This window comes from Streptomyces sp. SID8374, from assembly GCF_009865135.1.
Classification (GTDB): Bacteria; Actinomycetota; Actinomycetes; order Streptomycetales; family Streptomycetaceae; genus Streptomyces.
In genome coordinates this window covers 46,624-60,859 of sequence record NZ_WWGH01000001.1, presented here as the reverse complement: position 1 = coordinate 60,859, position 14,236 = coordinate 46,624, and the positions used below count along the sequence as shown (strand labels likewise).

The 14,236-nt window shown below is 72.2% G+C and carries 14 protein-coding genes and 1 pseudogene; 10 read left to right on the top strand and 5 right to left on the bottom strand.

Annotated features, from left to right (window positions below; all coding sequences use genetic code 11):
• The first annotated feature begins 12 nt into the window (after nucleotides 1-12).
• The 8 genes from GTY67_RS00290 (at nucleotide 13) to GTY67_RS00260 (ending at nucleotide 7,584) form a co-directional block, all read left to right on the top strand.
• A complete protein-coding gene (locus GTY67_RS00290; protein WP_161277334.1) occupies nucleotides 13-732 on the top strand; it encodes an alpha/beta hydrolase in 720 nt (239 codons plus the stop codon).
• Nucleotides 729-923 carry a hypothetical protein gene (locus GTY67_RS00285; RefSeq protein ID WP_093694455.1) on the top strand — a complete coding sequence of 65 codons (195 nt, stop codon included), beginning with the start codon at nucleotides 729-731 and terminating at the stop codon, nucleotides 921-923. Before GTY67_RS00290 ends, GTY67_RS00285 begins: the two co-directional genes overlap by 4 nt.
• 106 nt (nucleotides 924-1,029) lie before the next feature.
• Nucleotides 1,030-1,581 carry a DUF6630 family protein gene (locus GTY67_RS00280; RefSeq protein WP_161277333.1) on the top strand — a complete coding sequence of 184 codons (552 nt, stop codon included), beginning with the start codon at nucleotides 1,030-1,032 and terminating at the stop codon, nucleotides 1,579-1,581.
• Between the two features lie 172 nt (nucleotides 1,582-1,753).
• Nucleotides 1,754-1,915, top strand: a complete 162-nt coding sequence (locus GTY67_RS34400; RefSeq protein ID WP_176727622.1) for a hypothetical protein — start codon at nucleotides 1,754-1,756, stop codon at nucleotides 1,913-1,915.
• 624 nt (nucleotides 1,916-2,539) lie between these two features.
• Nucleotides 2,540-3,892: a sugar ABC transporter substrate-binding protein gene (locus tag GTY67_RS00275; RefSeq protein WP_161277332.1), complete on the top strand. Its 1,353-nt coding sequence runs from the start codon at nucleotides 2,540-2,542 to the stop codon at nucleotides 3,890-3,892.
• A 3-nt stretch (nucleotides 3,893-3,895) separates the two neighbouring features.
• Complete coding sequence (locus tag GTY67_RS00270; protein ID WP_161277331.1) at nucleotides 3,896-4,864, top strand: sugar ABC transporter permease; 969 nt, start codon at nucleotides 3,896-3,898, stop codon at nucleotides 4,862-4,864.
• A gap of 18 nt (nucleotides 4,865-4,882) precedes the next feature.
• Nucleotides 4,883-5,833: a carbohydrate ABC transporter permease gene (locus tag GTY67_RS00265; RefSeq protein ID WP_176727623.1), complete on the top strand. Its 951-nt coding sequence runs from the start codon at nucleotides 4,883-4,885 to the stop codon at nucleotides 5,831-5,833.
• Nucleotides 5,834-5,982: 149 nt separating this feature from the next.
• Nucleotides 5,983-7,584 (top strand): glycoside hydrolase family 13 protein, encoded by a 1,602-nt coding sequence (locus GTY67_RS00260; RefSeq protein ID WP_161277330.1) that lies wholly within the window; start codon nucleotides 5,983-5,985, stop codon nucleotides 7,582-7,584.
• A gap of 85 nt (nucleotides 7,585-7,669) precedes the next feature.
• On the opposite strand, the pseudogene GTY67_RS00255 reads toward GTY67_RS00260, so the two are convergent.
• Nucleotides 7,670-8,405, bottom strand: a pseudogene (locus GTY67_RS00255) (aminoglycoside phosphotransferase family protein).
• A 238-nt stretch (nucleotides 8,406-8,643) separates the two neighbouring features.
• Here GTY67_RS00255 and GTY67_RS00250 point away from each other — a divergent pair.
• Both GTY67_RS00250 and GTY67_RS00245 read left to right on the top strand, forming a co-directional pair.
• Nucleotides 8,644-9,312 (top strand): lysophospholipid acyltransferase family protein, encoded by a 669-nt coding sequence (locus tag GTY67_RS00250; protein ID WP_161277329.1) that lies wholly within the window; start codon nucleotides 8,644-8,646, stop codon nucleotides 9,310-9,312.
• A 98-nt stretch (nucleotides 9,313-9,410) separates the two neighbouring features.
• Nucleotides 9,411-10,214, top strand: a complete 804-nt coding sequence (locus tag GTY67_RS00245; protein WP_161277328.1) for a VOC family protein — start codon at nucleotides 9,411-9,413, stop codon at nucleotides 10,212-10,214.
• A gap of 16 nt (nucleotides 10,215-10,230) precedes the next feature.
• Here GTY67_RS00245 and GTY67_RS00240 read toward each other — a convergent pair whose 3' ends face one another.
• The 4 genes from GTY67_RS00240 to GTY67_RS00225 all read right to left on the bottom strand — a co-directional run bounded on the left by GTY67_RS00240 (nucleotide 10,231) and on the right by GTY67_RS00225 (nucleotide 14,192).
• A complete protein-coding gene (locus tag GTY67_RS00240) occupies nucleotides 10,231-11,079 on the bottom strand; it encodes an endo alpha-1,4 polygalactosaminidase (RefSeq protein WP_161277327.1) in 849 nt (282 codons plus the stop codon).
• Nucleotides 11,080-11,151: 72 nt separating this feature from the next.
• Nucleotides 11,152-12,531: a HAMP domain-containing sensor histidine kinase gene (locus tag GTY67_RS00235; RefSeq protein ID WP_161277326.1), complete on the bottom strand. Its 1,380-nt coding sequence runs from the start codon at nucleotides 12,529-12,531 to the stop codon at nucleotides 11,152-11,154.
• Nucleotides 12,528-13,190: a response regulator transcription factor gene (locus tag GTY67_RS00230; RefSeq protein WP_161277325.1), complete on the bottom strand. Its 663-nt coding sequence runs from the start codon at nucleotides 13,188-13,190 to the stop codon at nucleotides 12,528-12,530. The genes GTY67_RS00235 and GTY67_RS00230 overlap by 4 nt, the downstream gene beginning before the upstream one ends.
• 87 nt (nucleotides 13,191-13,277) lie before the next feature.
• The gene (locus tag GTY67_RS00225; RefSeq protein ID WP_161277324.1) at nucleotides 13,278-14,192 is read right to left on the bottom strand and encodes a LysR family transcriptional regulator ArgP; all 915 of its coding nucleotides are present in this window, start codon (nucleotides 14,190-14,192) and stop codon (nucleotides 13,278-13,280) included.
• Nucleotides 14,193-14,236: the final 44 nt, after the last annotated feature.

The following is a 14,236-nucleotide window of genomic DNA, read 5'->3' as shown; positions in this document are numbered from 1 at the left end:
TACGTTGCTGCCATGACGAACTTCGTACTGGTGGCAGGTGCCTGGCTCGGCTCGTGGGCGTGGAGCGATGTGCTGCCCGACCTCCGTGAAGCCGGGCACGGGGTGCACCCGCTGACGCTGTCGGGCCTGGCCGACAAGCAGGGCGTGAAGGCCGGACAGCAGACCCACGTCGACGACATCGTCGACCACATCGAGGGCCTCGATCTGCGGGATGTCGTCCTGGTCGGCCACAGCTATGCGGGCATTCCGGTCGGCCAGGCGGCACAGCGGATCGGTGACCGGCTGGCCCGCGTGGTCTTCGTCGACTCCAGCGTTCCGGCCGACGGCGAGTCGTTCGTGTCGGGCTGGCCGGAGGGCCGGGCGCAGGTCGAGGCGGCGATCGCCGCGAACGACGGGTTCTGGCCCGTGCTGACGGCTGCCGACTGCGCGGGACAGGAGCTCGGCGACGAGGAGACCGCCCTGATCGTGGCGGGAGCCACACCGCACCCGGGCGCCACCCTCACCGAACCCGCCGTCCTGCGAGGCCCTCTCGGCGAGCTTTCGGCGACGTACGTCAAGTGCCTGCTCGACGGAGCCGAGCCGGGCCCCGACGTGGCCGCGCTCCTCAAGAGCGAGCGGTGGGAGCTGGTCACCATGGAGACCGGTCACTGGCCGATGTTCTCCCGGCCGCGCGAGCTCGCCCGCGTCCTGCTGGAAGCCGCCGACCCGGAAGCCACGGGAACCCGGCGATGACGGAGCACCCGGAGATCACGTTCATCGGATGTGCCCGGTGCGGCACCCAGATCGCGGGACTCGACGGCCGCTACGCCTGCTCGGGCTGCGGCTGGGTGAACGAGTGGACCGAGGGGCACCGGCCCCTCCCCGGCGCCCGACGACGGCGCACCCAGGGGGCAGCACCCGCCCCGCGCCCGAAACAGCCCTGAGCACGCCCGAAACAGCCCCGAGCACGGCGGAGCCGGCCTGAGCCGAGCGCTGTGCGACCGGACCGACCGCCCGGCGGCGCCATGGCCGCAGAAGGAGAGCACCTCCATGCCCGAACCCCACACCCCTGACGGTGCCGCCGACGACGCCCGCGCGGCCCTCGCCGCGATCGCCTCGCTGCTCGCCCCCGCGCACCCCGACGTCGCCGAGGAGGTGCTGCGGGCCCACGACAGCCCGCATGACTACGTGAGCGCCTTCGGGGACCGGCTGGACGAGCGGGGCATCGACGAGCCGGTGGACAACCTCGCCTGGATCGCGCTCATAGACGCCCTCTACGCCCGCGGGCTGCTCGCGGAGTTCGACTGGAAGGAGGACGCGCAGGAGATCCGGTCCCAGCTCCGCAGCCTGGAGTCACGGCCTTCCGTGGACCCGTGGGTGCTCCTCGAGGACCAGGAGCTGCTCCTGCCGACGGAGGCGTTCCTGCACGCCTGCGGCCGCCACTACCGGGAGACCGGAGCCGCCCTGGCCGTCCTCGACATCGAGTCCGACTGCTACCCGGTGGTGGGCCTGCGGGCGGCCCGCGCCGAGGAGCTGACCGCGCTGGCCGCCCGTGCGGGCTTCCCCGTGCGCCACCTCGGCGCGGGCCGCGGCGGACGGTGAGGGAGACGCTGCCGGGAGCCGCCGGGCCGGGGCCCGGGAGCTGTTCCGGCAGGTCCGGGCACGTCTCGGTCCCCGGACCGGGAATCGCGGCCTCCGCCGCCCACCACGTACACTCGCCCCCGCTCCGCCGACCGGCGGGGCTTTTCGCACCAGACCTGACGGGGAAATCCGTATGAGTTCCGCAGACAGCATCGAAGCACCGATCTACGCCGGCCTCGTGGAGGAGCAGGGAGACGTGCTCGCCGAGGTACGCCGCGTGGCCGAGGAGGTCCTGCGCGACGCCGACCGCGCGATCGACTTCGGCGGCGCACGGTCGTCCGCCGCCTACCGCTAGGACAGGCGCCCGACGCCAGGACAAGACCACCCGGGACAGACCACCCGGGACAGATCACCCCGGACGGACCGCCCACGGCAGACCGTCGAGGGGTGGACATGTCCATCACGAGGCGATAAACGTCTTGCAACTATTGCCATATTCTTGCGTATCCGAGGCGGCGGCTTACTGAAGAACCGTCGTCGGCGAGAGTGGGTGGGGCCGCGGTCCGGCTGAGTGCTCGGCGAGCACCGGTGCACCGCGGCCACCCGGCGGCCGACCGCGAAGGATGCGGCGCCGCCCCGGTGAGCGGCCCGTACGTCAGTGCGGAGAGCGCTCCCGAACCGTCGATGGCTCTCACCTCCCCCGCGCTTCCCGCGTCTTGCCCGCAGCCCGCCCCCGGCTGCCGCCGCTTGCAGGCGTTGCGGAGTCGACGTGCCCGTAATGGCTGGATCCACCCCTCCGTGTACAGCCTCCTGCCCGCACTTCTGCGGGCTCTTGTTGTATCCGGCGGGCACCTGCTGTCAATGATTTACGAAATCAACGTGACATCTTGCGGACATTCGTCGGCGGTGGTTGAGTGTGGTCCGCCGCACAGCTCGGGGCTGTGGGCTTCCCGCACTCCTGCCCTAAAGGGGTCCACCGATGAGAAGTTCCGTTCTTCGTCGTACCTGCACCGCCGCCGTCGCGACCGCACTGGCCGTCACCGGCCTGGCCGCCTGCAACTCCGAGGGCGAGAGCGCCGCGGACGGCAAGACGCGCATCACGGTCAACTGCTGGCCCCAGCCGAGTGCGAAGATCGACCACCAGCGGTTCGACGAGGACGTCAAGGCGTTCGAGAAGCAGAACCCGGACATCGACATCACCGCGCACGACGCCTTCCCGTGCCAGGACCCCAAGACGTTCGACGCGAAGCTGGCAGGCGGTCAGATGGAGGACGTGTTCTACACGTACTTCACCGACACCGAGCGCGTCGTCTCCATCAACCAGGCCGCCGACATCACCGAGTACGTCAAGGACCTGAAGACGTACAAGGACATAGCCCAGCCCCTGCGTGACGCGTACACGGTCGACGGGAAGATCTACGGCGTCCCGCGCACCAACTACTCCATGGGCCTGCTCTACAGCAAGGCGCTCTTCACCAAGGCCGGCCTCGACCCGGCCAAGCCGCCGACGACCTGGCCCGAGGTCCAGGCCGCCGCCAAGAAGATCGCGGGCCTGGGCAACGGCACCGTCGGATTCGCCGAATACAGCGCCCAGAACCAGGGCGGCTGGCACTTCACCGCCCACATCTACTCCCAGGGCGGCTCGGTCGTCAGCGAGGACGGCAAGAAGGCCACGGTCGACACCCCCGAGGGCAAGGCCGTCCTACAGAACCTCAAGGACATGCGCTGGCGCGACAACTCCATGGGCAGCAAGCAGCTCCTCATCATCAACGACACCCTCCAGATGATGGGCTCCGGCAAGCTCGGCATGTACCTCGCCGCCCCCGACAACGTGCCGCGCATCGTCAAGGAGGCCGGCGGGAAGTACGAGGATCTCGCGTTCGCCCCGATGCCCGGCGGCCAGGGCACCCTCATGGGCGGCGACGGCTACATGTTCAACAAGAAGGCCACCCCCGCCCAGATCAAGGCCGGGCTCAAGTGGCTGGAGTGGACCTTCCTCACCCCGGGCCAGGGCTACATGAACAACTACGCCCGCGCCGCCGAGGACAAGTCCCCGGTCGGTCTGCCCGAGCCGCGCCTGTTCACCGGCGCCACCGACGCCAAGGACCAGGAGCTGAAGAAGGCCTCCGCCAACGTGCCGGTGGAGAACTACCAGGCGTTCATCGACGGCGGCCAGAACCTCGACATGAAGCTGGAGCCCAAGCACGGCCAGCAGATCTACGCCGTCCTCGACGGCGCCGTCTCCGCGGTCCTCACCAAGAAGGACGCCGACATCGACCAGCTCCTCAAGGACGCCCAGTCCAAGATCGACGGAATCCTGACCCGGGGCTGATCCATGAAGACCACGTCCCAGCCCGCTCCACCCGCGGTGACGCGGCCCGCCGGCACGGAGCCCCCCTCGGGGGGCGCCCGCCCGGCGGGCCGCGGGCCGCTGGGCCCGCTCCGCCGGAGGATCGCCGACCAGGCCACCGCCTACGCGTTCCTGACCGGCGGTCTGCTCTGCTTCATCCTCTTCTCCTGGTACCCGGCCATCCGGTCGGTGATCATCGCGTTCCAGAAGTACACGCCCGGCTCCGACCCGCAGTGGGTGGGCACGGCCAACTTCACCCGGGTCTTCCAGGACCCGGAGTTCACGGCGGCCTGGCGCAACACGCTCACCTTCACCGTGCTGGCCCTGGTCATCGGCTTCGCGATCCCGTTCGTCATGGCCCTGGTCCTCAACGAACTCCGGCACGCCAAGGCGTTCTTCCGGGTCGTGGTCTACCTGCCGGTGATGATCCCGCCGGTGGTCAGCGCCCTGCTGTGGAAGTGGTTCTACGATCCGGGCGCGGGCCTGGCCAACGAGGTGCTCGGCTTCCTCCACCTGCCGACGTCGAACTGGACCAACGGCGCCGACACCGCCCTCGTCTCCCTCGTCATCGTCGCCACCTGGGCCAACATGGGCGGCACCGTCCTCATCTACCTCGCCGCGCTCCAGGGCATCCCCGGCGAGCTGTACGAGGCGGCCGAGCTGGACGGGGCCTCCGTCCGGCAGCGCATCCGGCACGTCACCATCCCGCAGACCCGTTTCATCATCCTCATGCTGATGCTGCTCCAGGTCATCGCGACGATGCAGGTGTTCACCGAACCCTTCGTCATCACCGGGGGCGGACCGGAGAACTCCACCGTCACCGTGCTCTACCTGATCTACAAGTACGCCTTCCTCTACAACGACTTCGGCGGCGCGTCCGCCCTCAGCGTGATGCTCCTGCTGGTGCTCAGCGCCTTCTCCGCCCTGTATCTGCGACTCACCCGCACCGACTGAGAGGAGCGGCCGCCCACCATGACCCAGACAGCTCCGCCCCCGGTACAGCAGCCCGCCGCCCTCACGAAGCGGCCGGCGGACGCCCCCGCCGAGCGGTCCGTACGCACCATCGTCTCCCCGCTCGCGCTCGCCGGGCGGCGCGGCAAGGTCACGTACTGGTCGGTGTTCGCCCTCGTCGTCGTCCTCTTCGCCTTCGCGTTCCTCTTCCCCGTCTACTGGATGGTCACGGGCGCGATGAAACCGCCCGAGGAAGTGGTGCGCACCCCGCCCACCCTCGTACCCGAGCAGTGGCAGCTGACCGGCTACACCGACGCCTGGGACCTGATGCGGCTGCCGACCCACCTGTGGAACACGGTGGTCCAGGCGACGGGGGCGTGGGTGCTCCAGATCGTCTTCTGCACGGCCGCCGCCTACGCCCTGTCCAAGCTCAAGCCCGCCTTCGGCAAGGTGATCCTCGGCGGCATCCTCGCCACCCTGATGGTCCCGGTCCAGGCCCTCGTCGTACCGAAGTACCTGACCATCGCGGACATGCCGCTGATCCACGTCAACCTGCTCAACGACCCGCTGGCCATCTGGCTGCCGGCCGTCGCCAACGCCTTCAACCTCTACCTGCTCAAACGGTTCTTCGACCAGATCCCGCGCGACGTCCTGGAAGCCGCCGAGATCGACGGCGCGGGCAAGCTCCGTACGCTCCGGTCCATCGTGCTGCCCCTGTCCCGCCCGGTGCTCGGTGTCGTCTCGATCTTCGCGCTCGTCGCCGTGTGGCAGGACTTCCTCTGGCCCCTGATGGTCTTCTCCGACACCGACAAACAGCCGATCAGCGTCGCCCTGGTCCAGCTCTCCCAGAACGTGCCCCTGACCGTGCTGATCGGCGCCATGGTCATCGCGAGCATCCCGATGGTCCTGATGTTCCTGGTCTTCCAGCGGCACATCATCGCCGGGATCAGCGCGGGCAGCACCAAGGGCTGACCGCACACGCCGCCCACCCCGGACCCGCCGCCGCTTCCGGCCTTCCCGCCCCGCTCCGGGGCGGCGGCGCCAGAACCTCCAGCTCCTCCTTGTTGCGCGGACCGGCACACCCCGCCGGCGACCGCGCCCGTCCGAAAGGAACCCGCCTTATGGAAGGCAGCCAGCTTGCCGCCGACGACTGGTGGCGCTCGGCCGTCATTTACCAGGTCTACGTCCGCAGCTTCGCCGACGGCGACGGCGACGGCACCGGCGATCTGACGGGCGTGCGGTCCCGGCTGCCCTACCTGGCCGAACTCGGCGTCGACGCACTGTGGTTCACGCCCTGGTACCTCTCGCCGATGGCGGACGGCGGCTACGACGTCGCGGACTACCGGGTCATCGACCCGGCCTTCGGCACGCTCGCCGAGGCCGAGAAGCTCATCGCCGAGGCCCGGCAGGCGGGTATCCGCACCATCATCGACATCGTGCCCAACCACGTCTCCGACCAGCACGTCTGGTTCCAGGCCGCGTTGGCGGCGGGCCCCGGCAGCCCGGAGCGGGAACTCTTCCACTTCCGCCCCGGCCGCGGCGAGCACGGTGAACTGCCGCCCAACGACTGGGAGAGCGAGTTCGGGGGAGTGCCCTGGACCCGGGTCGCGGACGGCGAGTGGTACCTCCACCTCTTCGCCACCGAACAGCCCGACCTCAACTGGGCCCACCCCGCCGTACGCCAGGAGCACGAGGACGTCCTGCGCTTCTGGTTCGAACGGGGCGTCGCCGGGGTCCGCATCGACTCCGCCGCCCTCGTCGCCAAGGACCCCGCCCTGCCGGACGTCGCCGGACACCCGGGGCCCCACCCGTACGTCGACCGGGACGAGCTCCACGACATCTATCGGAGCTGGCGGGCCATCGCCGACGAGTTCGGCGGCATCTTCGTCGGCGAGGTCTGGCTCCCCGACTCCGAACGCTTCGCCCGCTACCTGCGCCCCGACGAACTGCACACCGCCTTCAACTTCAACTTCCTCAGCTGCCCCTGGGACGGCGAGCGGCTGCGCCGGTCCATCGACGAGACCCTCGCCGAACACGCCCCGGTCGGCGCCCCCGCCACCTGGGTCCTCTGCAACCACGACATCACCCGCACCGTCACCCGCTACGGCCGCGAGGACACCAGCTTCGCCTTCACCAGCAAGGCGTTCGGCGTCCCCAGCGACCCCGAACTCGGCACCCGCCGCGCCCGCGCCGCCGCCCTGCTCTCCCTCGCCCTACCCGGCTCCGTCTACCTCTACCAGGGCGAGGAGCTGGGCCTGCCGGAGGCCGACGTACCGCTGGACCGCATCCAGGACCCGATGTACTTCCGCTCCCAGGGCCGGGCACCCGGCCGCGACGGCTGCCGCACCCCGCTGCCCTGGGCGGCGGACGAACCGTACGCGGGCTTCGGTTCGACGGTGGAACCCTGGCTGCCGCTCCCGGCCGACTGGTCGTCCCGCGCCGCCGACCTCCAGGCCACCGACCCCGCCTCCATGCTGACCCTCTACCGCGAGGCGCTACGCCAGCGGCGCGCCCTGCCCGAGCTGCACACCGGTCAGCTGCGCTGGCTGAGCGAGGAGCGGGACGTCCTGACGTTCGCCCGCGGCGCCACCCTCATCTGCGTGGTCAACCTGGCCGACACCCCCGCCGAACTCCCGGCGCACACCGGCGTACTCCTGGCCAGCAACCCCCTGGACGAGGACGGCCGGCTGCCGAAGGACACGGCGGTGTGGCTGGCGGTCTGACCCCCGTACGAAGAACCCGGCCCCGGACACCGCGACGGCGTCCGGGGCCGGGATGCGGGCCGCCGCGACCGCACCCCGCGCCGGATCATCCGGACCGGTGTTCCAACAGGGTCGTGGCGAGAGCGACCTGGGAGGGCTCCAGCGCGGCCTTCCCGTCCTCGATGTCCCAGAGGGCGTTCTCCAGCACCCGGCCGAGCGTCCAGCCCGCGGCCCGCCGCCGGTCCAGGCCGAGCGCCTCCGTGAGCTGGTCGAACCGGTACAGGACCGGGCCCGTCACCCCGCCCGCCACCACCTTCTCCCGGCGGATGTCCAGGGCGGGCCACAGCTCGAACCCCGGGTCCCCGGCCAGTGGCTCGGGATCGATCGCCGGCCACGGCTCGCGCTCACCGGCCAGGACGTTGCCGTCGTGCAGATCCCAGTGGAGCAGCCGGTCACCCGCCTCGCCGGCCGGCTCGGCCACGACGGCCGCACACGTGCGTACGAGTTCCCGCTCCACCGGATCACGCAGCAGCACCAGCGCCTCGGGCGCCCGCGCCACCATCGCGGCGGCGATGTCGGCGAGCCTCCGCGGAGTTCCCCTCACTCGGAGGCTGGAGCTTGAGTACGGCGCGGGTGCCGTCCGCGCGGACCACCGGCAGCACCAGCCCGGCCATGCCATGGGCGACCGGCCCGTCCCTCCAAAGCTCCCAGCGGCCCAGGAGATCCGTGGCCAGCCGGGGCAGTGCGGCCACCCACGCCCGGCCCGGGGCGCCACCGGGCGCACCGTACGACGCGACCAGCGCGTCGGGGACATCGAAGGCGGGGGAGGGGGCGGGGTTCATACGGGCAACTCCTCGGGGAACGGCTCCGGACCGGGGCGGGGAGGCGTCACCCGCAGTCTGCCGCCGGGGCTGTACGCCCTGCGCGCGTTTTTCCGCCGGACAAGGGAGGGCACGGCGGACGGCCGAGCACCACACCCACCCCCGGCTGAGTATCCGGACTCAGGTCCGAGGCCCGCGCCGCCGCGACGATGAACGCGACCGCGAAGGTCACCTCACCGACCAGGACCACAGGAGAACCGTGCTCAGCAACGTCGCAGCCGCCGTCATCCCCTGCCTCGGCCGCCTCACGGTCACCTCCGACCACGGCAGCGCCCCGGCGCCCGGCTCCATCATCGTCGCCAACCACACCTCCCTCGCCGACCCCGGCGTCGTCCTCGCCGCGCTGCTGCGCCTCGACGTCGAACCGGTCGTCCTGGCCACCGCCGGGCTCTGGCGCATCCCGGTCCTCGGCCGGCTCCTGGAGCGCGGCGGTCACGTCCCCGTACACCGCAACACCCACCGGGCGGCCGGCGCCCTCGGCACGGCCGCCGCCGCGCTCGGGGCGGGGCGCCACGTCCTCATCTACGGGGAGGGCCGGCTGCCGCTGCGCAGGGACGCCGCCGAGGCGCCGCCGGAGAACTTCCGCAGCGGCCTCGCCCGCCTGGCCCACGTGTCGGGCGCGCCCGTCGTCCCCCTCGGGCAGGCCGGCGCACGCCGGGTGACCTCCGGGTCGGGCGCCAAGCAGATCGCCGGGTTCCTCACCACCCCGGCCCGCCGCCCCCGCCTCCACGTCCACCTCGGTTCGCCGCTGCACCTGCCCCCGGGCGTCGAGGCCGCGACCGCCATCGCCCGCGAAGCCGTCACCACCGCCTGGCGCACGGCCGCCCGGCACCTGGGCGAACCGGCGGCGGAGCTCGCCGTACGGTGAAAGCCACGGCGGTCGGGGGCCCGCGCCCGGGTGGCGCCGCCAACCCGGGCGGCGTAGGTATGTAGGGCATGTTGTTCCGGCGAGGAGACGGATCGGCGATGACGGAGGCAGAGCGGACCAGCCCTGTGCACGGCGTTCCCTGCTGGGTCAGTCTCATGACCCGGGACCTGCGCGCCGCACAGGACTTCTACACGGCCGTCCTCGGATGGACCTTCCGCTCCGGGACCCTGGGCGAGGGCTTCACCGTCGCCCACGCCGACGGCCTGCCCGTCGCCGGGATCGGCCGGATCAGCCCCGGCCTGCCCACCGCCACCACCTGGACCCCGTACTTCGCCGTCGCCGATGTGGACGCCACCGCCGCCCGCGTACGGGAACGCGGCGGCACCATCGCCGTCGGCCCGCTCCGGCTCGGCCCCGGCAGAGGAGCGCTCGCCGCCGACCGCGAAGGAGCCGGGTTCGGCTTCTGGGAGGGCCGCACCCCGCCCTGGTCCATCGGCCGGGGCAGCGCACCCGCCTCCCTCGAACTGCGCACGAGCCACGCCTTCGACGCCGCGATCTTCTACTCCGAGGTCTTCGGCTGGGACCCCCACGACCCCGGCGGCTGCGAGGTCGGCTATGTGTACCAGCAGGACACCGTGGTCGTCCGCCAGGGCGGCCACACCGTGGCCACCCTGCGCGGCGGTGGCGACGGGGCGTCCCCCGACCCCCGGCTGCGCCCCCAGTGGCACGTCCGCTTCCAGGTCGAGGACCTGACGGCGGCCACCGAGGCCGCACGGGCGGCGGGCGGCGAGGTCTCCCCGCCGACCGTCTCCCCGGACGACGGACCCGAGACGATGATCGGCGACCCCCACGGCGCCCTCTTCACCCTCAGCTCCCGCCGGTCACCCTCGCCCCCCGGGTGACGGGTGCCGGGGCGGATCAGCAGGTGCGGAAGACGTACCCCTTCCGCCCCGCCGGCCGCACGTCGAGGTCCCGGTGGACCACCGAGAGCTTCGAGCCCACGGCGGAACAGGCCTTGGTGAAGTCGCGGGCCGTGTACTCGATGACGAAGACCCTGTTGCCGTACGCGGCGGCGTAGTCGGCGCACTCGCCGTAGCGGCCGCACTCCTCGGCGACCGCGAAGTCGAAGCCGATGTTCTCGCGCCGGTCCAGCAGGTCGGTGGTGTTCTTCTGGCCGATCGCCAGCCCCGCCGCGTGCGCCCGCGTGGCCAGCAGCTTGGCGAACGCGGCGTTGTGCGCCCGCGTGAGCCTGCCCCCGGAGCGCTCGTACGAGTCGAGGTTGTCCGGCTCCACCGCCTGGAACCCGGACTTCGCGCAGCCGTCGATCCAGCCGCCGACGATCTTCGCGAGCCGGGTCCGCTTGGCGGCGGTCGAGGTGTCGAGAAGCGCCTCGCCCCAGGCCTCGTCGTTGACCGGCCTGCCGCTGCCGTCGCGCAGCAGCAGGTCCGGGTTCTGCTTCTGCCACCAGTCCATCGCGTCCGGCTGGGTCTGGAAGGCGTTGACGTAACAGACGTTGTACAGACCGCGTACGGGCTTGGCGCCCCGGTCGCGCGAGAGCGCCTTGACCCCGGTGGGAGGGGTGTAGGCCCCGCCGATCTGGTAGTCGAACGTGGCGTTGGCCTGGGGGAGTACGACCTTGGGCGCGGGTTCGGCCGCGAAGGCGCCGGACAGCAGGACCCCGGCGCCGGCCGTCACGGCGACCCCGCCGGCCAGGGCCGCGAGGGTGGAGCGGCGACGGAGGAACGGGGTGGCGGAGTGCTGGGGCATGGGGGCTCCTGTGCGTGGTCTTCGTACCTGCCCCAGCATCATGGACGGCCGATCATGAGCGAATCGTGAGCGTCAGTTCTCCGGACCTCTGCCTGCCCGCCTCCGCCGCGACCGGGCGGGCGCGAGCCGCAGCACGAACTCCGCGCCGCCGCCGGTCCGGGCGTGCACGGTCAGGCCGCCCCGGTGGGCGAGGGCCACCCGGTGCACCAGCGAGAGCCCGATGCCCGTACCGCCGCCCGGCGAACGGAAGCGCTCCATCAGCTCCGGCAGCCGCCCGGGCTCCACCCCAGGCCCCCGGTCGGCGACCGAGACCTCCGGCCCACGCACGGCCACGAGCAACTCGGCCCCGCCCGGCTCCCCGCCCCGCTCCCCGGGCTCCCCACTCGGCTCTCCGCCTGCCTCTCCAGGCGTACGACCGTGGCGTACGGCGTTCTCCAGCAGGTTCCGCACCGCCACCCGCACCAGTGCCGCGTCGGCCTCCACCACCGACTCCTCCAGCCGCAGCTCCAGCCGGTGCCCGCCCTCCGGCAGTTCGGCGCACACCTCCTCCACGAGCTGGTCCAGCCGCAGCGGCTCGGCCCGTACCGACTCCACGGCGGCCTCCAACCGCCCCCGGGTCAGCAGGTTCTCCACCACATGCCCCATCCGGTCCGCAGCCCGGCGGATCCTCGGCAGATGGTCCGCCGGCTCGCCCGAACCCTGCTCGGCCATCTCCACCGAGCCGCGCATCACCGCCACCGGGGTCCGCAGCTCGTGCGCCGCGTCGGCCAGCAGCCGCTCCTGCTGCTCCAGCGCCTGCCAGGCCGGCCGCATGGACCGCCCGGAGAGCACATGGCCGGTGAGCGCGGCAAGGGCCGTGAGGACGGCGCACCCGACGACGAGGGAGAGGACCAGGCTGCGGTGCTCGGCCGACCCGTAGGCCGGGTCCCCGACCGCGACGGCCGCGCCCGCCACCTCGTCGGTCGCGTCGTGGTAGAAGGGCACGGCCAGCAGCCGGACGGCCCCGCCCTTGCGGTCGTGCGCCTCCTCCCGCACCGTCTCCTCGCCGCGCATCGCCGAACGCGCCGCCCGCGCGAGCGCCGCATCCGGCACGTCGAACTGCTGGGCGCTGCCCCGGAACACCACGGCCGGACCGCCACCGGGCCGGTCCTCCAGCACCAGGATCTGGGGCGTGCCCGCGGTCGCCTCGTCGTCGGCCAGGCCGTCGAGGCGGATGCGGTCGTCCTCGTAGTAGACGAGCGAGGCGGCGACGGAGGCCCGGCGGCGCATCTCGTCGTACTCGGCGGCCTCCCGGGACCGGTCGTCGGTCCGGATCACCAGCCAGGACAGACAGCTCAGCCCGACGACGGTGATCAGCGTGTACGCGACGGTCAGGCGCAGTTGGAGCCGGCGCAGCCGACTCCGGGCGGGGGAGCCGCGCCGCGCGGAGCCGTGGCCTGTTCTCCGGGTCATGCCGCGCCCATCAGGAACCCCTGGCCGCGCACGGTGTGCACGAGACCGGGGGCGCCGAGCTTGCGCCGTACGCCGGCGATGACGGCGTCCACCACGTTGGAGACCGGGTCGGCCATCTCGTCCCAGCAGTGCTCCAGCAGCGCCGTACGCGTGACGACGCTGTCCCGGTGGACCAGGAGCTGCTGGAGCACGGCGTACTCCTTCGGGCTCAGCGACAGCAGCACCCCGCCCCGCCGCACCTCGCGCCGCGCCAGGTCCATCACCACGTCGGCGCAGCTCAGGAAGGCGGGCAGCCGCTCGGCCGCCCGCCGGGTCAGGCTGCGCACCCGCAGGACCAGCTCGCGCATCGCGAACGGCTTCGCCAGGTAGTCGTCCGCCCCGCTCTCCAGCCCGTGCAGCCTCTCGTGCAGGGCGTCCAGGGCGGTGAGGCAGAGCACGGGCACCGACCAGCCCGCCCGGCGCCTGCTCTCCAGCCGCGCGAGGGAGTCCCCGGAGGGCAGCATCCGGTCCAGGACCACACAGTCGTACGCGGTGACGTGCAGCATCACGTCCGCCTCCGGCCAGTCGTCCACCCCGTCCACGGCGAACCCCGCCTCGCGCAGCCCCGCCGCGACCACCGCCCGCAGGTCGTCGTCGTCCTCCACCAGCAGCACGCGCAAGGAGACGCCTCCGGGTCTCTCGGGATGGCCCCCGGGCACTGCCCGTACGGAGCCGGGAGCCCTGGCCTGGGGGAGAGCCCCGTCATCCTAAGGGGCCCCGTCGAGTGCCTCGGCGGCCTCCGCCACCACCGCCTCGGCCACGGTCGCGAGGGCCGGTGAGTCCAGCTTCCACTGCTGCCAGTAGAGGGGGACGTCGACATGACGGTCCGGGGCGAGGGCGACCAGCCGGCCGGCGTCCAGCAGCGGGCGCGCCTGGACCTCGGGCAGCATGCCCCACCCCATCCCCGCCACCACCGCGTCCACGAACCCCTCCGACGTGGGCACGAAGTGGCGCCGGGAGCCCGCCCGGCGACCGCACCCGAGCGCGCGGACGAAGGAGTCCTGGAGGTCGTCGCGCCGGTCGAAGTCCACCACCGGCGCGTCCGCGATCAGTTCGCGCAACGGGGTCCCCGCCCCCAGCCCGAGCCACCGCCCGGCGAACTCGGCGGTCGCCACCGGCAGATAGCGCATCCGGCCCAGACTCCGCACCGAACACCCGGTCACCGCCTCGGGCGACGAGGTCACCGCCGCCATCACCAGCCCCTCGCGGAGCAGCGCCGCCGTATGGTCCTGGTCCTCCCGGCGCAGTTCGTAACAGATGCCCAGCTCCTCCGGTACGCGGCCGAGGGCGGGCAGGAACCAGGTCGCCAGCGAATCGGAGTTCACCGCGACCGTCAGCCGCGTCGGCTCGCCGGGGCCCGACATCCCGAGGGCCGACTGCGCGTCCTGCTCCAGCCGGGCCAGCTGGCGGGCGAAGCGCACCAGGACCTCGCCGGACTCGGTGGGCCGCACCGGCTTCGTCCGCATCAGCAGCACCCGCCCCGTGCGCTGCTCCAGGGCCTTCACCCGCTGGCTGACCGCCGACGGCGTCACATGGAGGACGTCGGCCGCCGCGTCGAAGGTGCCTTCGTCGACGACGGCCAGCAGGGTTCGCACCTGATCAAGAGGAAGCTCCGACATCACGAAAGCTAATGATACGTAAGAATCATTAGCTGTACATGCATGTA